Origin of the sequence: Coprococcus sp. OM06-34AC (genome assembly GCF_003462545.1) — a bacterium.
GTDB lineage: Bacteria > Bacillota > Clostridia > Lachnospirales > Lachnospiraceae > Coprococcus > Coprococcus aceti.
This window is the reverse complement of the sequence record NZ_QTZF01000002.1, coordinates 529856-554921: the sequence shown is the minus strand read 5'-3', so window position 1 is coordinate 554921 and position 25066 is coordinate 529856. Positions and strand designations below refer to the sequence as shown.

15 protein-coding genes are annotated in these 25066 nt (G+C 44.0%); 14 read left to right on the top strand and 1 reads right to left on the bottom strand.

Annotation, left to right across the window (positions count from 1 at the left end):
* The first annotated feature begins 42 nt into the window (after positions 1-42).
* From DXB91_RS05635 to DXB91_RS05610, 6 genes are all read left to right on the top strand, one after another.
* Positions 43-1743 (top strand): hypothetical protein, encoded by a 1701-nt coding sequence (locus DXB91_RS05635; RefSeq protein ID WP_118017027.1) that lies wholly within the window; start codon positions 43-45, stop codon positions 1741-1743.
* Positions 1740-2690 carry a glycosyltransferase family 2 protein gene (locus DXB91_RS05630; protein WP_118017026.1) on the top strand — a complete coding sequence of 317 codons (951 nt, stop codon included), beginning with the start codon at positions 1740-1742 and terminating at the stop codon, positions 2688-2690. Before DXB91_RS05635 ends, DXB91_RS05630 begins: the two co-directional genes overlap by 4 nt.
* A 193-nt stretch (positions 2691-2883) precedes the next feature.
* Positions 2884-4290 (top strand): hypothetical protein, encoded by a 1407-nt coding sequence (locus DXB91_RS05625; RefSeq protein ID WP_118017025.1) that lies wholly within the window; start codon positions 2884-2886, stop codon positions 4288-4290.
* Positions 4278-4493, top strand: coding sequence for a hypothetical protein (locus tag DXB91_RS05620; RefSeq protein WP_015534452.1), 216 nt, complete (start codon positions 4278-4280; stop codon positions 4491-4493). Before DXB91_RS05625 ends, DXB91_RS05620 begins: the two co-directional genes overlap by 13 nt.
* Before the next feature lie 122 nt (positions 4494-4615).
* Positions 4616-5767 carry a YIP1 family protein gene (locus DXB91_RS05615; RefSeq protein ID WP_055145904.1) on the top strand — a complete coding sequence of 384 codons (1152 nt, stop codon included), beginning with the start codon at positions 4616-4618 and terminating at the stop codon, positions 5765-5767.
* Positions 5768-5908: 141 nt separating this feature from the next.
* Complete coding sequence (locus tag DXB91_RS05610) at positions 5909-6832, top strand: AraC family transcriptional regulator (protein WP_118017024.1); 924 nt, start codon at positions 5909-5911, stop codon at positions 6830-6832.
* 95 nt (positions 6833-6927) lie between these two features.
* On the opposite strand, the gene DXB91_RS05605 is transcribed toward DXB91_RS05610, so the two are convergent.
* The gene (locus tag DXB91_RS05605; RefSeq protein ID WP_022217363.1) at positions 6928-7695 is read right to left on the bottom strand and encodes a YesL family protein; all 768 of its coding nucleotides are present in this window, start codon (positions 7693-7695) and stop codon (positions 6928-6930) included.
* 271 nt (positions 7696-7966) lie between these two features.
* Here DXB91_RS05605 and DXB91_RS05600 point away from each other — a divergent pair, with 271 nt between their 5' ends.
* The 8 genes from DXB91_RS05600 to ileS all read left to right on the top strand — a co-directional run bounded on the left by DXB91_RS05600 (position 7967) and on the right by ileS (position 25051).
* Complete coding sequence (locus DXB91_RS05600; protein ID WP_243003525.1) at positions 7967-9268, top strand: ABC transporter substrate-binding protein; 1302 nt, start codon at positions 7967-7969, stop codon at positions 9266-9268.
* Between the two features lie 117 nt (positions 9269-9385).
* Positions 9386-10372 (top strand): carbohydrate ABC transporter permease, encoded by a 987-nt coding sequence (locus DXB91_RS05595; RefSeq protein ID WP_015534456.1) that lies wholly within the window; start codon positions 9386-9388, stop codon positions 10370-10372.
* 15 nt (positions 10373-10387) lie between these two features.
* Positions 10388-11230 carry a carbohydrate ABC transporter permease gene (locus DXB91_RS05590; RefSeq protein WP_004852646.1) on the top strand — a complete coding sequence of 281 codons (843 nt, stop codon included), beginning with the start codon at positions 10388-10390 and terminating at the stop codon, positions 11228-11230.
* Positions 11231-11478: 248 nt separating this feature from the next.
* Positions 11479-12183 (top strand): hypothetical protein, encoded by a 705-nt coding sequence (locus DXB91_RS05585; protein WP_118017023.1) that lies wholly within the window; start codon positions 11479-11481, stop codon positions 12181-12183.
* A gap of 73 nt (positions 12184-12256) precedes the next feature.
* Complete coding sequence (locus DXB91_RS05580) at positions 12257-14449, top strand: alpha-galactosidase (protein ID WP_118017022.1); 2193 nt, start codon at positions 12257-12259, stop codon at positions 14447-14449.
* A 153-nt stretch (positions 14450-14602) separates the two neighbouring features.
* A complete protein-coding gene (locus tag DXB91_RS05575; RefSeq protein WP_118017021.1) occupies positions 14603-19903 on the top strand; it encodes a hypothetical protein in 5301 nt (1766 codons plus the stop codon).
* 251 nt (positions 19904-20154) lie between these two features.
* Positions 20155-21234 (top strand): hypothetical protein, encoded by a 1080-nt coding sequence (locus tag DXB91_RS14270; protein ID WP_199414256.1) that lies wholly within the window; start codon positions 20155-20157, stop codon positions 21232-21234.
* 646 nt (positions 21235-21880) lie between these two features.
* On the top strand, positions 21881-25051 hold the full coding sequence (gene ileS, locus DXB91_RS05565; RefSeq protein ID WP_022058402.1) for an isoleucine--tRNA ligase: 3171 nt from the start codon (positions 21881-21883) through the stop codon (positions 25049-25051).
* Positions 25052-25066 lie beyond the last annotated feature (15 nt).

Sequence of the window (25066 nt, the reverse complement as noted above, 5' to 3'; positions counted from 1 at the left end):
ACTGCTCTTATTATATGGGCAAAGACAGTGGGAGAATAGATTATGACAGAGAGTGTAAAGAAAAATAAAGAAATCAGGACAAATCGGTATTTCTGGATCGCATGCATAGTGCTGGTGTTACTGCAGTATGGACTGTGCATCCACTACGGGCTTAAGAGACAGTATCTGTTTTGCGATGAGGTGTACAGCTATGGCCTTGCAAACTCCACGGACAAGACTTTTCTCCATCCGGGAGAGGACAACACGCCACTTGATGAGTGGGTGACGGGGTCATATTTTGAGAACTATATGAATTATAACGATGATTCATTCAACTACAGTGCGGCATACAGAAATCAGGAAAATGATGTCCACCCGCCGGTATATTATATGCTGCTGCATACGGTGTGCTACTTTTTCAAAGGAGCGGGATACAGTGCAGTTCCGGGAATAGTGCTCAACCTCATACTCCTGATATTTGTGGATATTCTTCTGTTGTATGTGGCGGCATATCTGCTTGGAAACAGATGGTATGGACTGATGGCGACAGCTCTGTGGGGCGTATCATCGGTGGGCATAAGCAACTGTATGCTCATACGGATGTATCTTCTTCAGACATTGAATGTATTGCTGCTGACGGCGGTTCATGTATATATACTGAGACATAAAAAGAAGATGACCGTGCCGTATTTTATATTGCTGGCACTGGCGGTCATGTTCGGCGGACTCACACACTATTATTTCTACTTCTATGTTGCCGGACTTGGATTGTGTGTATGTATATACCTGCTGTATATGCGAAAGGTAAAGCAGATGTTTGCGTATGGCTTTAGTCTTGTTGCTGGACTTGGTGCGGCAATAGCGGTATTTCCCGCGACGATAAAGCACATATTTGGTTACAGGGGAAGCTATGCTACCGATAATCTGATAGGACTTTCCGGTCACAAATTCTTATATTATATCAGTTATATAAACAGGTCGTATTTTGCAGGACTGCTTCCGCTGATTGTGCTTGTGGCACTGGTGCTCATCGTGGCAAGGATAGTGCTTTCATTTGTGGATATAAGGATATCCTTGGTCAGGAAAAATGATGGATTATCCTACAGAGTATGTACACACAGGAGAGATATAGATGCGGACAGAACAGGAAGGATAGAGTCACGCTCACTGTTATTGGCGGGGGTTATCGTGGCCGACGCCGTTCTTGCATTTGTGGGAATACAGGGGTCCGAGCTTGTAAATGCAAGATATATCTACTCGGCACTTCCTATAGTGGCTGTGTTTATGATATGGTGTATGATGAAGCTGGTTCCAGTAATAACCAGGAAGAGATGTGCAGTTGTAACCGCTGTCATATGCCTGGCATTATGTGCAGGCAGTATAGCTGTAAAGGGTGTAGACTGGCAGTACAGGGGCTACAGCGACTGGAGCACAGCCTTGGAGGAGATGAAGGGACAGGACTGTATCATACTGTGTCACGGAGATGGCAAATGGAACAACGTGTACGCGGGAATGAACGTATTTTCCAGTATGGGAAGATGCAGGTATGTGTATGAGGATGATATAGACAGCATCGCAGACCTGGTGGAGGACTGTGGCGATGAGATATATGTGGCGGTCATCAATGATCCAAAATTTGAAAAGAAAAAGATACACAAGATGACTGAGAAAATAGCAGAGATAACAAAGTATACAAAGAAATCTATAGAATACAGATTTTCAGGAATACGAATTTATAAATTTAAAGCAGGTGAAACAAAATGAAAAAAGTTAGCTTGATAATTCCATGCTATAACGAAGAGCAGGCTCTTCCGATATTTGCAGGGGAGCTGGACAAGGTGAGACAGGAACTCAGGCAGTATGATTTTGAGGTTCTTATGGTTAATGATGGTTCGTCGGATAAGACTCTTGAGACCATGAAAAAGATCTCAGAGGAATACGATTATTTCAAGTATTTGTCATTTTCCAGAAACTTTGGTAAGGAGGCTGCAATGTATGCGGGCTTCTGCAATGCAGATGGGGATTACGTGGCGGTGATGGATGCCGACATGCAGGATCCGCCAAGTCTGCTCCCGGAGATGCTCGGTATACTTGAGCAGGGAGAATATGACAGTGTGGCGACCAGAAGAGTCACCAGAAAGGGCGAGCCGCCGATAAGATCATGGTTTGCGCGGATGTTCTACAAGATCATCAATAAGATATCCGACTCCGATGTCGTGGATGGCGCCAGGGATTTCAGGCTTATGAAGGCAGAGATGAAGGATGCCATCGTGTCGATGTGCGAGTACAACAGATTCTCCAAGGGAATATTTGGCTGGATCGGGTTCAGGACAAAGTGGCTGGAATACGAGAATGTGGAGAGAGTTGCGGGCGAGACGAAGTGGAACTTCTGGAAGCTTTTCAAATACGCACTGGACGGAATAATCAACTTCTCCGAGGCGCCGATGAGTATAGCTTCAGGATTTGGAATATTTTGTACATTTGTCTCATTTGTCATGATGCTGTTCTTCTTCATAAGAAAGCTGGTGTGGGGAGACCCTGTTGCGGGATGGCCGTCACTTGTGTGCATCATACTGTTTATATCAGGACTCCAGTTCCTGTGCATAGGAATAATGGGTAAATATATCGCCAAGACATATATGGAGACAAAGAGCAGGCCGCATTATATAATATCTGATACCAATAAAGACGACGTGAATAAGATAAATTGATAACATTATGAAGCTGTATTGTGATGGAATGGTTATGATACAGCTTTATTTGGATGATAAGACGTTTTATGTAATATTTACATCCGTTACAGGTACATATAGTTGTAATTTGACTACTTGATAGCTTATAATTTAGATGATACTGTTTTAGTCAAATGGGGCTTATGTTTGGTAGACATGGGGGTAACATGCAATGAATCTTACAGTAAAATGTCCATCCTGCGGCGGTGTTGTGGTACTGAATCCTAAGACGAGGCAGCTGCAGTGTACGCAGTGTGATTCGGTGATCAGCAGAGGCATAGGAGAAGAAAACTCTGCCATGACCAGGAATGAGGATGGAGAGCTTGTAGATAAGAGAAGCTATAAGGCAATTCAGAAGATTGCCAGAATAAAAAGATACATAACTGATGCCACGGATACGATATACACATTGGATGAGATCAATATTGGAAAGGATGATGAATCACCAAGGTATATGGATATGAATCTATATGAATGTACATCCTGTGGTGCAAGACTTATGGTGAAATCCACGGAAACTTCCAGTTTCTGTGCGTATTGTGGGCAGCCGATGATATTGGTTGACAGAGTTAAGGATGAACTGGAGCCGGACCTTATTATTCCATTTGGAATTTCTCAGAAGAGAGCAGAACAGCTTATACGTGACAGGTTCTGTAAGGGGTGGTTTGTTCCGGATGAGATAAAGAAATTTGAGATTGATAAGATACGAGGAATATATATACCATATTGGCTGGCATCTTATCATGTTAGAAAAAAGCTCAAGTATGTATTTCAGGAGAATGAAAAAGGCGAGCGCGTTAGTAATTATGAAAAATGCTTTGGTTCTATAGCAGCAGTTGCACAGAAAACTGCAGACAAAACAGTCACACACAATTGTATGAGAGATTGTGAGTGTACAGTTCCAAGGGTACCTGGTGATGCAACAAGAAGATTGAATGATCACATTTCGGCAAGACTGGAGCCTTATGATTTAGAGAAGGCTTTGACGTTTTCTCCAGAATATCTGTCCGGATTTTACACGGACAGGTACGATGTACCAGCTGCCGAGATCGCAGCCGTTGCAAAGAGAAAGAGCAATGATGCGGTGAAGGAAGAGATGATGAGCGATGTTCCGAAAAACGCCCGGATTACTGAGGAAAAAACGGATATAAAGATGACAGATATCGAGTATGCATTGCTGCCAGCGTGGTTCATGACTTTTCGTTATCAGGGAATACTCTATACCGTGGCGGTGAATGGGCAGACCGGCAAGGTCGTGGGAAATGTCCCATCCAACAGATTTAAGGTTGGGGCATCCATAGCAATACTTATGACAGTGATGGTTGTGCTGTGTACATATGTATCTGTATTTGTTGGGGGACTTATGACGGATCTGTATAGGATAAGTGCAGATGTGGGTGATTCAAGTGGAGCTTTTATGGTATTTTCCGCGTATGTGGCCGGAGTTATATATAGTTTGGTGAGTTTCTGGCGTGCGATCAACAAGCTTCACAGATCTAGAATAGATATTCACAGATTCAGAAGCTATGGCACTATAGAATACGTTAAGGAAAGGCAGGATAAGACATGGGTTCGATAGTATTTTTGTATGTTGCAATAGGTATCGTGTGCGGGATATGCTTAACGGTATCCATAGTGATTTCTGCTCTTGTAAGATCCAACAATATTGGACAGAATGAGGAGAAGAAAGCGGAATACGTTGATTATACTACATTTGTGTATCATGCAAAGTATGACAGCCACAGCCCGATTAACTATTTCGATGGATATTATAAGGATTGAGTCAGATCCTTCGATATCGCACAGAAGTTTATAGAGCAATGATATGATGACAAAACCAGGGGGATTTGGTATCATATTTTTGATATATTTTCACATAGGGAAAGGAATTGGAGGTAACAGGAATGAACGAGAATCAGGATCAGCAGTTTGGTCAGCCACAGGGAGAACAGCAGGTGGCAGATCAGGCACAGACAAATCAGCAGGCGGCGGAGAACAGCCAGCCACAGGCAGATCAGCAGGCAGCGGCTTACAGCCAGCCGCAGATGAGTCAGCAGGGAGTGTACAATCAGCAAGGCTATGGCCAGCAGATGAACCAGCAGGGTGCATACAATCAACAGGGTTACGGCCAGCAGATGAACCAGCAGGGTGCATACAACCAGCAGGGCTACGGTCAGCAGATGAACCAGCAGATGTATAATCAGCAGGGTTATGGCCAGCAGATGAACCAGGGAGCATACAATCAGCAGGGCTACGGTCAGCAGATGAACCAGCAGATGTATGGTCAGCAGGGCTACGGCCAGCCACAGATGAACCAGCAGATGTACGGCCAGCAGGGCTATGCACAGCCACAGCCGAAGAAGCCATCAGCAGCGGGCAATATGATAAATGATCTTCTCAAGAATGTGATAGGTCTTTTCAAGAGCCCTGCAGATACAGCGGGTGAGATGGTTCAGAGTGACAACATGGTTCCTGGCGGAATACTTGCAGGAGTAAATGCCATCCTCTCACTTATATTTGTAACTGTCGGATTCCTCATAATGGGATTTGACTTTGGCGATTCAATAGCAAAGGGCTTCTACATGTTCTTCTTCACTATAATCGCAGCAGTCATCATGACAGCAGCGGTATTTATCGCCGGAGGAATTATATTCAAGGGTGGAATCACATTTGGAAAAGCACTTAACGCCGTTGGTGTATTTGCACTTTATGAGGCAATAGCAATGGTTGCAGGAATCATATTTGAGATCATCTCAGCACTCTTCCACAAGGTTGATTTCCTCAGCGGAATCATCGGAGGCTTTGGATACATACTCTTCCTCGGAATAAGCCTTTGCGGAATCGTGATCGCAGCTCATGCGTTATTCGATAACCTTGAGACAAATGACAACTCAAAGATATTTGCAGTTATCGCTGCTATAGTTATCTCAGTATTCCTCATCACTGTTATAGATAACATCGCAGAAAAGATATTCAGTGACAGCGCAACATGTGCAGAGCAGGTACTCAGCTACTTCAAGAACGCTGCAACAGTATTTGGTTACCGTCACTGGTAAGACATAATTTATAGATATTTTACAGGAAGCAGACAGATCTGAAAATTGACAGGTTTGTCTGCTTTTGTTAAAATATAAAGGTGTTTTGGTGTTAACTTATATAAAAGGGTGGCAAAGATATAGTAAAGGAAAGGACGGGTTATGGTAAGAAAGGTTGGTTTAACTGACAGTGTTGGTTTTGCTTGTCTGGAAGATCTACAGTTGTCGAACTCCTATATGTGGGGTACCGCAATCAGTCTGGACTATTGTGGCAGAGAGGATTGTATAAAAGGCTGGAAGTTTGGTCCATACGTCAGAGAATCATATGTTATCCATATGGTAAAGAAGGGCAAGGGTACATTTACAATTGCGGGGAAGACTTATGAACTGGGACCTGGACAGGCGTTTATCATCAGACCTGGTGAGGAAACTACTTACAGGGCTGACGATGATGATCCATGGAGCTACATGTGGGTTGGATTTCATGGCTACAGAGCTGAAGATTTTATTGAGGCGATGGGGTATGTAAAGGGCTCACCTATCATCAAGATAGAGCAGATGGATATGTGTGCAGAATGTATCAACAAGATGCTCGAATATTCCCAGATCACACGTATAAACGAGGTGAAGAGAATGAGTGCACTGATGCTTCTCTTCGCAACCATTATGGAGGATAATGCCTCCGATGCGCAGGAATCTGATAACATTGAGTATCCAAGTAAGATATATGTAAAGGCTGCTGTCGACTTCATAACAGAGAAGTACATGAACAAGATCAAGATAGATGATATTGCTGATTTCATAGGAATAAGCAGAAGTCATCTGACAGGAAGCTTCAAGAAGGAGATGGGTGTATCACCACAGGAATATCTGATTAATTTCCGATTGGAGAAAGCTGCAAGTCTGCTTAGATCTTCAAAGGAGCAGATCAATATAATCGCATATCAGTGTGGTTATGAGGATTCTCTTTCTTTCTCCAAAGCATTCAAGCAGAAGTTTGGAATGAGTCCTAAGTCATTCAGGAATCTTGAGGTTGAGCTTGAGACGAATGATGCCAAGTTTGGACATGAGGCTTCGAAGCTGTAAGATATAATTGAATCAAAAAATTTGAATTAAGCAAAAGGCGGGTGTGCGATTTGTCGCACATCCGCCTTTGCTGTATTTACGATATACGGTAAAAACTACTGTCTGCCATGATATGAATTGTCAACGATAAGCTTCTTGGTAACCTTTGTGGATTCAGGATTATCCTCATCTGATTCAGATGTCTGGTCATCGCTGTGCATCCATGAAGCAGGATCATCGTCCGTGTACTTCTTTGTAACCTCATCCAGATATGGGGTGAATGCCTTCAAAAACATGAATGATGATACATATGCTATAAGGCCAAAGCCACAGACTATGAACACGAATATACCTACCATAAATACCTGAGTGCTGGATAGCAGAACATATGCAGGCAGAGTGTAGAGAACCATGATCACTATTGTAAATATGAAGTTCTTGGCTGCCAGGTAAATGGACTGCAAGAGAAGGTTCTTCAATGTGTTCTTAAAGGCACTTATGACAGGGAACAGGTAAATTGCGATGAAGCAAGTCAATATCATAAGCACGACACTGGTGTAGTACATGAGCTTGTTCTCCTGTGGACCACCCTTGCCAAAAAGGTTGAAATCCAGAGTGAATATAAATGATATAAGAAGGAATAGCAGCCATGAAATCGTTGACTGTTTGAAATTATCCTTGAAGCCTTTGAAGAATAATTTCACTACACCTCCATTTTCGCCTGTCCTCTGCTTCTTTAACAGAGTGAAATACATTGCGCTCATGGAAGCTCCCATGGTGACTATGGGAATACTACACAATATAAATAGAATGTTCACTATTATAATATCGCCGAGCGTTCCAAAAAATCTGGAAAACCAGCCGTCACTGCTGAAAATGTTCATAAAATTCCTCCTGATGTAAAAGTGATAATATCGTTTGTTTAACTATAGCACAAAAAGGTATGTCAATATATAGCGAATTTTACAAATTACCATATGCATTCTACATTTTACCATAAAATAGCACAAAAACAACCGTTATAAAGCCTAGTTTTTATACATTTTTGCTAAAAAACCATGATATTTTGACATTTTACCATGTAAAAAACTTCACCAAAATTTTATAATTCAACCATAGAAAGCACACAGAACGTTTTTTAAGGAGGAAGGTTTTATGAGAAGAACAATGAAGAAAGCAGTAGCAGTAGGACTTGCAGCAGCAACAGCATTTTCACTGTGCGCATGTGGTGGCGGTGATGGAAGCAAGGGTAGCAGCAAGGATGCACTTGAGGTAGTTATCTGGGATAACAATCAGCAGAAGGGTCTGCAGCAGATATGTGATCTCTTCACAGAAGAGACAGGAATCAAGGTTGATGTACAGGTTAAGGAGTGGGATTCATACTGGACACTTCTTGAGGCCGGTGCATCAGGTGGAGATATGCCGGATGTATTCTGGATGCACTCCAACAACTCACAGATGTACATGAAGAACAACAAGCTCTTAAAGCTCGATGACTACATCGATAAGAGTGATAAGGTTGATATGAGCAACTACATGTCAGAGATCACAGAGCTCTACACATATGATGGCTCATATTACGCAGTACCAAAGGATTACGATACAATAGCTCTCTGGTATAACAAGAAGATGTTCGATGATGCAGGACTTGAGTATCCAAATGAGAACTGGACATGGGATGACCTCTATGATGCAGCTAAGAAGCTTACTAATGGCGATCAGTACGGTTTCTGTATGAACACATCAAACGATCAGGATACTTACTACAACATGGTTTACTCAATGGGCGGTTACATCGTAAATGATGATCACACAAAGTCAGGATACGATGATGCCAACACTATCAAGGCTATGGATTATGTAGGAAAGCTCCTCAAGGATTGCTGTCCACCGGCAACAACAATGTCAGAGACAGGTACAGACGTTATGTTCCAGTCAGGTACAGTAGCAATGATCACACAGGGTTCATGGATGACAGCAGGATTCCTTGACAACGAGTATCTCGTTGAGAACTGTGACGTAGCAATTCTTCCATACGACAAGACAACAGGTATGAGAACTTCTATCTGTAACGGACTTGGATGGGCTGCATCAGCAGACACAAAGAGACCGGATGACTGCTGGAAGCTTATCGAGTGGCTCGGTTCAAAGGAGATGCAGGAGAAGCAGGCAGAGCTCGGCGTGACAATGTCAGCTTACAACAACACATCAGACAAGTGGGTTAACTGCACAGACAAGTTCAACCTCAACGCTTACCTTGATATCACAAAGGAGTCAACAGTTTCAGGCGTAACAAATGAGCTTATACTCAGACCTTACACATACAATTCAACAGTTTGGTCACAGGCTGCACAGACCTTCTTCGCAGATGCATGGGCAGACCCATCAAAGATGGAGCAGTCATGTAAGGACTTCGCAACACAGATGAACGAGTATATCGCAGAGGAAGACAAGTAATCCTACAGAGCATTTATAAGATAACATAACAGTGGGTAGGATGGAGGTCCTACCCACTGCTTACCAGAAACAGGCGGGGTGTTAATTACAATATAAATGAATAAGAGGAGGGATTTTATGTCAGATAACAACAAGAAAGTTGAAGAAAAAGCGGCTGAGATAATTCAGGCTACAGAGACACAGACAGTTAAGCCGGCAGCAGCAGAAGATAAAGAGTTCAAGAAAAAGAAGTCAACAACATGGGAAAGAAACCAGCGCAAATGGGGCTGGGCATTCATCCTCCCAACAATGATAGGAATCATCGTACTTAACTTATGGCCTATAGTACAGACGATATATCAGTCATTCTGTAAGGTTGGATCATTCGGAGATTCATCATTTGCAGGATTTGCAAATTACAAGAAGATGTTTGCTGACCCTGAGGTATGGCAGTCACTTCTCAATACATTCAAGTATGCGATCATTGAGGTTCCATTCTCAATCGCCATCGCACTTATACTTGCGGTATTCCTGAATCGCAAGATGCACGGAAGAACAATATACAGAGCAATATTCTTCCTGCCAATGGTAGTTGCACCTGCAGCTGTAGCCATGGTATGGAGATGGTTATACAATTCACAGTTCGGTCTGTTAAACCACATCCTCGGTACAAAGATCGAGTGGATATCCAATCCAAAGATCGCATGGATCTCAGTTGCAATCATCGGTGTATGGTCGATCATTGGTTACAACATGGTTCTGTTCCTTGCAGGACTTCAGGAGATACCTAAGGATTACTACGAGGCAGCGGATATTGACGGAGCATCAGGAGTAAGAGCATTCTTCAAGATTACTCTTCCACTTCTCTCCCCTACAGTATTCTTCGTACTCGTAACAAGAGTAATCGGAGCACTTCAGGTATTCGACCTTGTATACATGGTAATGGATATTTCCAATCCGGCCCTCAAGAAGACAGAGTCCATCGTATATCTGTTCTACCAGTATTCGTTCCAGAATGGTAACAAGGGTTATGGATCGGCAATAGTAGTTCTTCTTCTCGCAGTCATCATGGTACTCACAGTATTCCAGATGATAGGTCAGAAGAAGTGGGTTCATTATAACTAGGAAGGGGGAATCGATATGACAAGAGGAGTACAGTTTAAGAGAAGAATGCAGAGATTATTGATTCACCTCATTCTGATCATATTCTCAATTATTATGATAGTGCCATTTGTATGGATGACACTCACAGCATTTAAGACAGTAACAGAGGCAACTTCGGTAAGTCCATTCGTAATATTCCCATCACAGTGGCGTACAGACGCGTTCACTACTGTTTGGAATAACATGAACTTCCTTGTTCTCTACAAGAACACATTACTGCTCATATTCTTCAGAGTTGTATGTGCATGTCTCACAGCAACACTTGCAGGATATGCATTTGCAAGACTTAAGTTCAAGGGCAGAGACTTTATGTTCTCTCTGATACTTTTCCAGATGATGATTCCTTCACAGATATTCATCATCCCACAGTTCCTGATGATCAGTAAGATGGGCATGACAAATACAATGTTCGCTCTGGTATTCCCGGGAATTGTAACAGCGTTCGGTACTTTCCTGCTCAAGCAGGCTTACATGGGACTTCCTGGAGATCTCGAGGAGGCAGCGAGACTTGACGGATGTAACATTCCAAAGACATTCGTGTTCGTCATGGCTCCGCTTGCAAGATCATCGATGGTTGCCCTCGGTATATTCACAGCAGTGTTCGCATTCAAGGATCTGATGTGGCCACTGGTTGTAAACAGCAGTGCAAACAAGATGCCGCTCTCAGCAGCTCTTGCAACAATGCAGGGACAGTATCAGTCCAATTATCCACAGCTGATGGCTGCATCTCTTATATCATGTATACCAATGATCGTTATATACCTGATATTCCAGAAGCAGTTCGTAGAAGGTATTGCAACATCAGGTGGAAAGCTCTAAAGAAAGTTAAAGAAGATATTATATATGCTCACAGGGTGACGTCACTTAATGACGCCACCCTTGTGAAATATATCGTAAATACGAAGTATTTACGATGCTGCAGACGCCGCGCGAAGCGCCTCTCATGCGTCTGTTCCAAAATATATCGTAAATACGAAGTATTTACGATGCCGTGGACGCCGCGCGGAGCGCCTCTAATGCGTCCACTCCAAAGTATATCGTAAGTGCGAAACAAAAGGAGGACGTCTATGAAAAAGCCGATAATCACGGAAGAAGAAAAACAGAAGATCAAAGAGATGGACTCCACACGCAAAAAAATAGGATATATCTGGGATTATTACAAGCTTTGGATAATCGGTGCTGTCGTTCTCGTGGGACTTGTAGTGTATTTTGCTGTTGTGTTTGCAACGAGGGAGGACAAGCCGATACTGGATGTCGTCCTTGTGAACAACTACGATGATGTTTCAGAGGACTGCAGGCTGACACAGGGATTTGTGTCGTATGTAGGGGAAGAAAATCTCCCGGGAAGGGTTACATTTGACAACAATGCATTTTTTAATCTGGCAAATAACTCAGATTATAAGAACAGTTACTATATGAAGGTGCTGGCATACCTTGAGGCGGACACTGCTCAGGCAGTCTTGTGCCAGTATGACAATCTCATAGGTCTGGCGAAGAGCGGCAGACTTGCAGACCTGTCGGATGATAAGGTCGGCGATATATATGATAAGTATAAGGATAGGATAATTTATTATGAGGATGAAGAGGGGAAGAAGATACCTGTCGGAATAGATGTATCTGAAGGATACAAGGCGGCAGGACTTACTGAGTACACAGATGGCAAGGCATATATTGGATTGTCAGCATATGCGGCGGATTATGGATATGTGGAGAAATTTGTGGACTACATGGTGGAACTTGGAATACAATCCGGCGGAGCCGGTTGTAGATAAATTATGAGGAAAGACCAGTCAAATGAAATTTGGCTGTAGAGAAACTGGAGATCACGAAAAGGAGGACTTGGGCATGGCAATATTGATAAATGAAGAGAAAAAGCTTTTCACATTGAACACCAAAAATACTACATATCAGATGAAGGTGATTGACTATGGGTATCTGGCTCATCTGTATTATGGCAAGAAAATGGACGGGGATATGTCATATGTCATAACTCATTACGATAGAGGATTCTCAGGCAATCCTTATGAAGCACAGGAGCACAGAGAATTCTCTCTGGACAACATTCCACTGGAATATAGCTGCTACGGCAACGGAGATTTCAGGACTCCGGCATTCAACATAAAGGACATAGAGGGAATACATGGATGTGATCTCAGATATGTTTCATATGAGGTGATGGACAGTAAGTATAGTCTCAAGGGACTTCCTGCTGCTTACACAAATGACGGCGAGAAGGGTGAGACCCTTAAGATTGTTCTTCAGGATCCTCAGGTGGGAGTGGAGGTTGATCTTCTGTATGGAATTATAGAGGATAAGGATCTGATCACAAGATCAGCTATAGTCAGAAATATAAGCGATGCGGATATATTTGTGGCAAAGGCATCAAGTGTGAGCCTGGATTTTGTGACAGGTGATTATGATCTCATCCACTTCCACGGAAGACATGCTATGGAGCGCATGTATGAGAGAGAAGCTATAAATCATGGTGTGAAGAAGATCGGAAGCACAAGGGGTACATCAAGCCATCAGCACAGCCCATTTGTGGTTATAGCAGGCAAGGATGCAAATGAAGATGCGGGCGACTGCTACGGAATCTCATTTCTCTATAGCGGAAGCTTCAACTGTGAGGTTGAGAAGGATCAGACAGATCAGGTGAGACTCAATATGGGTGTTCAGGATGAGATGTTTGAGTATGTGCTCTATCCTGAGAGCGAGTTTGTGGCACCTGAGGTAGTTATGGTTTATTCACCTGATGGATTTGCTGACATGTCACATAAGATGCATGACGTTGTGAGATACAATATCTGTCGCGGCGAGTACAAGACAAAGAGGAGACCTATTCTCATCAACAGTTGGGAGGCAGTATACTTCGATTTCAATGGCGATGATATTGTAAACATAGCAAAACAGGCTTCAGAGCTTGGCGTTGAGATGCTGGTTCTGGATGACGGCTGGTTCGGTGTGAGAAATGATGACAAGTCAGGTCTCGGCGACTGGTTTGTAAATGAGGATAAGATGGGCGGCCCTATGGCTGATGTTGTCAAGAGGGTTAAGGATCTCGGCATGAAGTTCGGTATCTGGATCGAGCCTGAGATGGTATCCGAGAAGAGTAACCTGTTCAAGGAGCATCCGGATTATGCATTTGTGATCCCTGGAAGAAAGCCTGTCATGGGAAGAAGCCAGCTCAATCTGGACTTCTCAAGAAAAGAGGTTGTAAACTGCATATTTGATCAGATGACTGCGGTGCTGGACAAGATTGATGTTGATTATATAAAGATGGATATGAACAGAAGTATCCTCAATGTATACTCCATGACAGAGGGAATCCAGAACAATGGAACTATCCTCTACAAGTATGTTCTCGGTGTATATGATTTCATGGAGAGACTTCAGGCGAGATATCCAAAGATGTTTATTGAGGGCTGCAGCGGCGGAGGCGGAAGATTTGACGCCGGAATGATGTATTACACACCACAGATCTGGTGCAGTGATGATACGGATGCGATCTGCAGACTAGACATACAGTATGGAACTTCATTTGGCTACCCTATATCGGTGGTTGGCTCACACGTATCAGCGGTTCCGAATCACCAGACAGGAAGAACAACTCCTTTCAACACCAGAGCGGTCGTTGCCATGGCGGGAAGCTTTGGCTACGAGCTTGATCTGAACAAGGTCAGTGATGAGGAGAAGGAGGAGGTTAAGGTTCAGGTAGAGAACTACAAGAAATACTGGGATCTCCTTCACAATGGACTTTACTACAGACTGACAGATGCGGACAAGAGCAAGGGTGTGGCTGCATGGTCATTTGTGGCAAGGGATAAGTCAGAGACACTTGTAAATATCGTGACGGTGGAGAGCTTCTGCAATTCACCTGTACCATTTGTCAGAGTCAAGGGACTTGATGTGGATGACACATATGTTGACGAGGAGACCGGCGCAGAGTACAGCGGACAGGGACTTGAACAGATAGGACTTCCTGTACCACTCAAGTTCGGCGAGTACAATGCTTACCAGATCCATCTGGTTAGAAAGTAAAATTGCATAAGTGATATTGTGTTATTTATACATAAATATTAATTATATTGTATTAAATTACAGCTTCATGATAATATGAGGCTGTAATTTTTTGTGCTTATATATTCGGCATAAATGTGCTGAATATGTATGGGAGAAAAAGGGAGGTTACATATGAAATTGAAGGGGATAATGGCTGCGGCTGTAACTGTAGCCATGGTGTCGTCGTGCAGTCCTATGCCGATGACGACTGCACAGGCACAGACTTTACTGTCAAATATGACAGCGTATGCCGTACAGATGAATGAAGCTGAGATATCAGCAGCTACAGAGGATATTTCAGAGCTTGAGGGTGACTATGGGGTTGTGAACATAGTTAATGGCAAGGAGAGTAAAATATCATTTGTCACGGATGAGACAGGATATTATGAGATAATATTGCAGGGAAGCCAGTCACGGCTGATGCTTCAGGAGACCTTGTATAACAGTAAGAGTAAGCGCCTTGCTACAGGTAAAAAGGATGGCAGTGGATGCTGCAGGCTGGTATACAAGTGCACTGCGGGGGAGAAATACATTCTTGGGTCTAAGTATGCCCGTTCTTATACAGTTTCCGAAAGTGCAAATATAAGCGTGAGAAAGCTTCCGGATGTGGCGGCAATAAAAATGGTGCCGGATAATACAACGATACTGGAGGGAACACCAGACTCCATAACATCGGCGTATGCAACGGTAACCTATTCCGGTGGAAAGGTGCGCAGTTCAGGTATCAGCGGCTCAGACTGTAAGATAGATGGAGTTACATACAGTCTGTGGGTGAAGGATTCCAAGGGAAGTTATTATTATGAGGGCGATGAAGGGGATATGGTATCGTATGCGGATGCGGAAAAGCTTCCGGCCGGTACATATACTGTTCAGCTTACAGATAAAATGGATAGTGAGCCGAATCAGTCGACCAAGATATACGATTCGTACACTGCAAAGGTGCAGACTCCTGCTGAATATTTTGTAGGAAAAAGGAATATCAGTGAGACGGATACCTACGCATATGATACCAGGGTGGACGGTTACGAGTATTACAGATTTATACCATCTGCAACTGCTGACTTTGTGTTTGAGGTAGATAAATCATCAACTGCATTTATAGATGTATATGATTCGGACATGGCGGTGGTTGAGACCGATAATGACAGGTATTCATTTGTCAAGGGAAAGACCTATTATGTCAGACTTTCAGGAACAACGGATGATGACAATGAAACATTGAATGAGGTCAGGCTCAAGGCGAAGAAGTATGTGGCACCTTCAGGGGTGACATTGAAGCTGGCAAAGAGCGAATGGGCAGCCGGAACGCCGATAAGCTTCATGAATGGTGCGAGCAGTACAATAAAGTATAATGATAAGTCCACGGAAAGCATAGATCTGACCGGTGGAAGTGGATACAGTAATGGAAACAGATATACAGTATATTATTCGTCATCTGATGATAACTGGAAAGAGTACGAATATGAAAAAGGTGTAACTCTTTCAGAGGGCGAGTACAAAGTAGCTGTGGGATATGATGCGGCTGAGGAAGATCAGGAGCTGCTCGGCACGGCAGTGCTTAAGGTAGTGTCCATAGACAAGCTGAGCGCAGGACAGCTCTCCGAAGGTGACAACAATGTGAGTGTCGGAACGGATGAGTATGACAAGGCCTATTACAGTTTTGTCATGCCATTTGACGGAAGTGTGGTAATAGAAAGCGACAGTCTTTATTGTGTATATGAGTCCGGTGATGAGGGCCCGGTAGAGGTTACAGGAAAACTTACCGGAGGCAGCACTTATTACGTAGGCCTGTATAATGAGTTATCTACTTCCAAGACAAATGTGAGACTCAGTTTTATTCCAAAAGTGACAGACATGATTGCTGTTCCCGAGAACACAGATTTTATCAGAATGGGCAGCTATGATAAGGATATCAGCAGTTATGTAGATGGCACCAGAGTAAAGATCTCATATGCTGACGGAAAAACAGAAGATCTGGTATTTGACGATTCGGACAGTGTGAAAACCTCCAGAGGAGACGAGGTATTTGCAGAGATAGTCACAGATACGGAAAATGAGCGCCCTGTCGGAGAGGCACAGATTAGGATATACACACTGTATAGTGAGGACTCTTATGCATATGACATAGAGATAAAGGATATAGAGGATGTTGCTGCCGGAAGTCTTGCGGAGGGATCTAATCAGGTAAGTCTGTCGGAGAATGGCAGTGTATATTATACGTTTAAGCCTTCGGCATCCGCCAGGTATACATTTGCCCCAGTGGGTGGCATGGAGATCTACAGCAAGATCGACGCTGACGATGAGACAATGTATGATCTGAAGAAACTTAGTGTATCGGATGGCGAGGCTGCACTTGAGAGCGGCAATACATACTATATCTGTCTCGATGGCGGAGTAGAGGACAAGTGGGGAGATACGCAGACCAGTTGGAGCATGAATGTGACAAGGGGAGAAACTTTGTCAAATTCAAAGATCAGTTCATGGAAGCTGAGAGATAACAGAACCTATGAATTCCTTCCAGATATGAAATTATCAGGTATCAAAAACCTTCTGGATAGAGAGACTCTCCAGTTTGTATATGATGATGGCAGTGTAAAAGAGGCCAGTGTCGGTGACAGCGAGGATAATGAGCTGATCACGAGTACATGGTACAGATATAACGAGAAAACTGGAAAGTATGTCGAGATCGCAGGCTTTGGCAGCAGGGTTGATACTGGCAGATACATGGTTGAACTTGCAATCGCTGGTGCGGATGGCATGGATACGGTTGAGATACCATTTGCAGTGAAGACTGCACAGAGCATGAGCCTTGGAACATGGAACAGCTCAAAGACGCTTGATATTTCAGGCGACAGATATGTGCATATATATAAGGTAAGTGCCCAGGCGGGTTCGTATGTGGTATCCGCAGATGAGAAGATCGATGGCATCAGGATTTTGGATGCAAATGGAATAGAGATAACGACTAACAACGTGGCTTATTCATCTGATGGATTTGGCAGTGCGGGATTTGACACAGCAGGCGGGGATCTGTATGTATGTGTGTATCCGGGAAAAAATGTAAATAAATGCGGCGTGACAAAGAAGGAGATCGTCAAGGCTGTAAGCGTAAGCACAACCGTTTCTAAGACTGAATATCTGAGGGAATTTGATGAGCTTAAGGGTAGCATAAAAACCGTTGTCACATATTCTGATGGAAGCACCAGAACATTTGACGCGGATGACGATGATATAAGCTTTACGATCAAGAAAAACGGCAGGGTGAGCAGCTATTTAAGCATCGACACGATAACAGAACAGACCGGATTATATGAGATAATACCTTCCATATGGGGAATGGCTGACGATTGTGAAGTTCAGGGAGCATCATTTGACGTCGTAGATCTGAATGTGGATGAGCTGGAGTACCTGATATCAGGTGAGCCTGCGGTGCTTTCAGGTGTTGAGAACACTGGGGATGTAAAGCTGTACAGATTTGATATTGCGTCAGATGGAGTGGTATCCCTTCAGAGACAGGGCTTTGAGCTTAAGGGTATATATACCATTGAGGATGATGGCAGCTTTTCAGATACATATAGCAGTGGAGATGCTTTCTCTCTGAAAAGGGGAAGCTATATTATAGCACTCTATGCGAGAGAGAAAGATGATCAGATAACATTTACATATCACGATTCGTATGTGACAGGTAATGGAAAAATAACACCGGGTCAGAAGACAACAGCGGATATAAGCTATGACGGAGAGGGCATCGAGTATGAATTTATCCCAACGGAGACCGGAGAGTACAGATTTACGGTGGACTGCGGAGATAATACAGTATACACCAGAATCTATGCTGATGGGGTTCTGGAAAAGACATACTCACGGAACGGCGGACAACTCATTATAGACAGGACATTTGAGGCGAACCGCAGTTATACATTCAGGATCAGCCTTGCGTCGCAGCAGACAGGAAGCGTGACGATCACTCCTGAGAAGGTGGAGGCAGAGGTAGAGAACGAGTACGATATCTCCGCTGTGAGCATATCAGGATGCAAGGTGAAGAAGACAGAGGACGGATACAGTGTAACCGGAGATATAGAGATAACATATGCAAATAATGAGAGCCAGAAGACACCATTTGTCAGCGGAAGATGGACTGATGCATATGGAAATATCATTCAGGGAATCATGTCTGTTGTGGAAAATGACACATACACAGATGTGACTCTGGATCTCAGATATAAGAATACGGGTTCATCAGAATGGGTGTATGCCGAGTCAAAGACCCAGAAGTTTGGGGATGGAGATGACGAGGGATGGATCATAACCAAGATTCCGACATGTACTGAGAACGGAGAGAAGACAAGGTATATTGAGGATGAGGATATATATGAGACCGAGGTGATCCCTGCTACAGGACACAGTTTCACAAAGTATGAGTCAGATGGAAATGCCACATGTTCGCAGAAGGGAACCAAGACGGCAAAATGTGACAATAACTGCGGAGAAAAGGATACTATCATAGACGATGAGACCACAGTTCCTCACGATTATCAGACGGTGTGGACGGTTAAGAAAAAGGCATCACAGACCAGTGACGGATATAAGGCGCATGTGTGCAAAAACTGCAAGTCAGCCAGCAAGGAAACTCAGAGTATATACAGGATAAAGAGTATCAGGCTTGCATACAGCGCTGTTGAGTATGATGGTACAGCTAAGAAGCCTGCGGTAGAGGTAAAAGACTCAAAGGGCAGAAAGGTTGCCGCAGGAAATTACAGCGTTTCATATTCAAATAACAAGAATATCGGCAAGGCCAAAGTTGTCATCAAATTCAAGGGTGACTATGAAGGGGAGAAGACACTCACATTTGACATCAAGATGGGTGTGAGAAAAGTTGAGTCCATTGACAACACAGCAAATGGAATAAAGTTGAGCTGGAAGAAGTATAAAGCGGCATCGGGATATGTTGTTTACAGAGGAGTAAATGGAAAAGCATATACGATAGCAGGTGTTGTTCAGAATCCGGAGACAACATCGTTCGTGGACGTCACAGCTAAAAATGTGGGTGTAAAGTATACATATAAGATAAGAACTTATAAGACATTTGGCGATGTGACATACAATTCGGCATTTGGCGGCGAGAAGACAGGAAGTTATGTACCTGCCGTGAAGCTGAAGAAATTCACAAGTGCATCTGCCGGAACAGCCAAGGTTACATATAATAAGGCAGCCAAGGCCACCGGATATCAGATACAGTATGCAGACAATGCATCGTTTAAATCTGCAAAGACGGCCAATGTAAACGGAGGTTCAGTTACAAGTAAGACCATCAAACGACTTACTAAGGGCAAGAGATATTATGTCAGAGTCCGAAGCTTTAAGAAGATTGATGGTAAGGTTTACTATTCCGCATGGAGTGGAAAGAAATCGGTTGTAATAAAGAAGAGATAATATCAAAAGAAATAGAAGAATCCGCCATGGATACAATCTGTATCCGTGGCGGATTGTTTTTTATTCTGTGTGTTTATCATCATAACGCCTTTTATTACATAATAGCGAAAGAAAACAGGTAATAAAGTGTAAAAATTGAGGTAATGTGATGTTTTTGGTTGGACATGGCAGACATAAAATGCTACCATGATTCTATGGGAACATTATTGTTCCAGAGCAGCAAAAGGGATGAGCAGAATAAGGAGAGAAATATGGACGAGAATAACGTAAATGGATTTAATGATATGGACGACGATGAGGACGAGGGAACTACTGTCCTCACGACTCCGGGAGTGAGCGCATTTTCTCCGGTGCAGAACAGTGCACAAGGGCAGCCGAACCCGGGTCAGCCACAGCAGAATCAGCAGCCGGGTGGATTTGGACAGCCGATGGGCGGACAGTATGGAGGATTTGGACAGCCACAGTATGGTCAGCCGCAGTACGGTCAGGGTCAGCAGTTTGGTGGAAATGTCCAGTCGACAGGTGGACAGTATGGAGGATTTGGACAGCCACAGTATGGTCAGCCGCAGTACGGTCAGGGTCAGCAGTTTGGTGGAAATGTCCAGTCGACAGGTGGACAGTATGGAGGATTTGGACAGCCACAGTATGGTCAGCCGCAGTACGGTCAGGGTCAGCAGTTTGGTGGAAATGTCCAGTCGACAGGTGGACAGTATGGAGGATTTGGGCAGCCACAGTATGGGCAGCCACAGTACAGCCAGCAGCCGGGCATGACTCCGGGTGTTATGGAGCCGGGTAAAAAGGTGAACAAGAAGCTTATAGCAATAATAGGAGGAATCGCAGCGGCAGTCCTGATCGCGATAATAGTCGTTGTTCTGATCCTGGCGGGTGGTTCCGGTGAGAGAAGTGCCAAGAAGGTCGGAGACAAGCTGGTGACAGCCTATGAAAAAGGCGATGCCGATGCCATGGTTGATCTGATGGACAAGGAATATTACAAGCTGTATAACAGAATAAGAAGCTATACAGGCAGTGATGACTATGTCAAGGATACATTCAACGAGCAGGTCAGCGACATGGTAGATGAGGTAGGCAAGGTCAAGAGTATCAAGGTCGAGGACCGATCAGAGAAGGAATATGACGAGGATAAGCTTAAGGATGTAAATGATACATTTGACATGCTGGATGTCGACATGACGGTTGACAAGTGCTACGAGGTGGACCTTGATGTCAAGATAAAAGGATCTACTGACGAATCAGATGGCGAGATCATATACACAGTTATAAAGACTGGCGGTAAGTGGTATCTTGTAGACTATGATCTCTACGTATATTAGAAAATAAATCTCATGGATTGAGGATTGATTTCTCAGTCCATGAGATTTTTGTATATATTAGATAAATGCGAACGTGTTTTGTAGTAAATATGCATAAAAAACAAATTGCATTTGTATATGCATGGTGATAATATAAAAAACGTAAGAAATTTTTATATGTATCTTAATAATGGAGCTGGTGGATATATCGTATACAGAAAGTCCGGCAGAGTGACATACTATTCGGCATGGAGCACAACAAAGAATGTGGTTATAAAGAAGTAGAATAGTAAAGTATTTGCGCATATTGCGATTGACAAACCACAAATACTTGCTATACTAATGAATGGATAGGTTCAGAAATGGCTTATACAGGCGGTTTTCTGGATCATATAAGTTAAAAACGATGACAGAGACAGTACGGAGTCTGCGAGATCAGCAGCGAGCCGGGGGCGGTGCGAGCCCGGTGACAGTAGAGACTTTCGGAATATCACTCTGGAGTTGCAGACCAAAAGAGATTTGCTCAAGTAGGCTCTGACGTATTTCCTGCGTTAAGGGGAGCGCATATGTTAGTATGTAAGTAATAGGTGGTATAACGAACTCAAAGCCCTTCGTCCTGATTACGACGAAGGGCTTTTTTATATTTATCACAGAAAGGAAAGACGACATGTACGACAAGGTTTCGACTAAACTGGAATTCGTAAACAGAGAGCAGAAGGTATTGGACTTCTGGAAAGAAAATCAGGTATTTGAGAAGAGTGTTGAAGAGACAAAGGATCTGCCAACATACACATTCTACGATGGCCCTCCAACAGCAAATGGTAAGCCACATATCGGACACGTTCTCACACGTGTAATCAAGGATATGATCCCTAGATATCAGACAATGAAGGGACATAACGTAGTCAGAAAGGCCGGATGGGATACACACGGTCTGCCTGTTGAGCTCGAGGTTGAAAAGCTCTTGGGAATCGACGGTAAGGAGCAGATAGAGGAGTACGGACTGGAGCCATTTATCCAGAAATGTAAGGAGTCCGTATGGAAATATAAAGGCATGTGGGAAGAGTTCTCAGGCAAGGTAGGTTTCTGGGCTGATATGGACAACCCATATGTAACATACCATGATGACTTCATCGAGTCAGAGTGGTGGGCGCTGAAGAAGATCTGGGATCAGGGACTTCTGTACAAGGGCTTCAAGATCGTGCCTTACTGCCCAAGATGTGGTACACCTCTTTCAAGCCATGAGGTTGCACAGGGATACAAGACAGTCAAGGAGCGTTCAGCAGTAGTAAGATTCAAGGTTATTGGAGAGGATGCATATTTCCTCGCATGGACAACAACACCTTGGACACTTCCTTCAAACGTAGCACTCTGTGTAAATCCAGATGAGACATACGTGAAGGTTAAGGCAGCAGACGGCTACACATATTATCTTGCACAGGCACTTGCAGACAAGGTTCTCGGCGGTCTTGCAAAGGAAGCAGCAGACGATCAGGCAGCAGTTCCTGCATACGAGGTTCTTGAGACATATGTCGGTAAGGATCTTGAGTACAAGGAGTATGAGCCACTCTATGAGTGCGTAAAGCCTGTATGTGAGAAGCAGCACAAGAAGGGCCACTTCATCACATGTGACACTTATGTAACTATGACAGATGGTACCGGTATCGTTCATATCGCACCTGCATTTGGTGAGGACGATGCAAATGTCGGAAGAAACTACGATCTTCCATTTGTACAGTTTGTAGATGGCAAGGGTGACCTCACTGAGGAGACTCCATTTGCCGGAATGTTCGTAAAGGATGCAGACCCTGAGGTACTCAAGGATCTGGACGCAAGGGGACTTCTCTTCGATGCGCCTAAGTTCGAGCATGAGTATCCACACTGCTGGAGATGTGACACACCACTTATCTACTACGCAAGAGATACATGGTTCATCAAGATGACAGCAGTCAGAGACAAGCTGGTTAAGAATAATGACACTGTAAACTGGATCCCGGAGAGCATCGGTAAGGGTCGTTTCGGCGACTGGCTGAAGAATGTTCAGGACTGGGGACTTTCAAGAAATCGTTACTGGGGTACTCCGCTGAACATCTGGGAGTGTGAGTGCGGCTGCAGACATGCCATCGGATCAAAGGAAGAGCTCCGCTCAATGAGTGACAACTGCCCTGAGAACATCGAGCTTCACCGTCCGTTCATCGACGCTGTAACTATCAAGTGTCCTGAGTGTGGCAAGCAGATGCACAGAGTTACAGAGGTTATCGACTGCTGGTTCGATTCAGGATCAATGCCATTTGCACAGTGGCACTATCCATTTGAGAATCAGGATATATTTGAGAAGCACTTCCCTGCTGATTTCATCAGTGAGGCTGTTGACCAGACAAGAGGATGGTTCTACTCACTTATGGCGATCTCAACACTGCTGTTCGACAAGGCTCCGTTCAAGAACGTAATCGTTCTCGGACATGTCCAGGATAAGGACGGACAGAAGATGAGTAAATCCAAGGGAAATGCGGTAGATCCTATGGATGCTCTGAACAAGTACGGTGCAGATGCCATCAGATGGTACTTCTACAGCAATTCAGCACCATGGCTTCCTAACAGATTCCATGAGGATGCGGTTGTTGAGTGTCAGAGAAAGTTCATGGGTACACTGTGGAACACATATGCGTTCTATGTACTCTATGCAAATATAGACAACTTCAATCCACTTGAGCATGAGCTAGAGTACGACAAGCTGTCACTTATGGATAAGTGGCTTCTGTCCAAGCTGAACTCAACAGTCAAGGCAGTTGACGCAAACCTTGGCGCATACAAGATCCCTGAGACAACAAGAGTTCTCGAGGAGTTTGTGGATGACATGAGTAACTGGTATGTCCGTCGTGGCCGTGAGAGATACTGGGCAAAGGGCATGGAGCAGGACAAGGTAAATGCTTACATGACACTTTACACAGCGCTCGTTACTATAGCACAGACAGTAGCTCCTATGCTCCCATTCATGGCAGAGGATATTTACCAGAATCTGGTTAGAAATATAGACAAGGATGCACCTCTCTCAGTTCATCTGTGCTCATTCCCTGAGGTGGATGAGAAGATGATCGATCCAGAGCTCGAGGTAGCTATGGACGAGATCCTGAAGATCGTAGTTCTGGGACGTGCAGCAAGAAATACAGCAAATATCAAGAACAGACAGCCAATCGGCAAGATGTATGTCAAGGCTGACAAGAAGCTTTTCGGTGAGGAGAAGGCTATCATCGAGGATGAGCTGAACGTGAAGAACGTTGAGTTCGATGATGATGTAAGCGCTTACACAACATACAGCTTCAAGCCACAGCTTCGTACAGTCGGACCTAAGTACGGTAAGCACCTTGGTAAGATCAAGGAGCATCTGTCAGCACTGGATGGCAACGCAGCCATGGCAGAGCTCAAGGCAGAGGGCGCTCTGAAGTTTGAGGCAGACGGAGAGGAGATCGTACTCACTGAGGCTGATCTTCTGATCGACATGGCTCAGATGGACGGTTTCGTATCTGAGGCAGACGGCGGTGTGACAGTAGTTATCGACACAAATCTGTCAGAGGAGCTTCTTGAGGAAGGATTTGTCCGTGAGATAGTATCCAAGGTTCAGACTATGAGAAAAGAGGCTGGATTCGAGGTTATGGACAAGATCACTGTATACGCTGACGGAAGCCAGAAGGCAAATGACATCATCGCAGCAAATGCGGATGCCATCATCGGCGACGTTATGGCAACAGAGATCATAACCGGCTCGGTTGACGGATACACCAAAGAGTGGAACATCAACGGTGAGAAGGTAACTCTTGGAGTGAAGAAGAACGACTAAGGGATATAATATTAG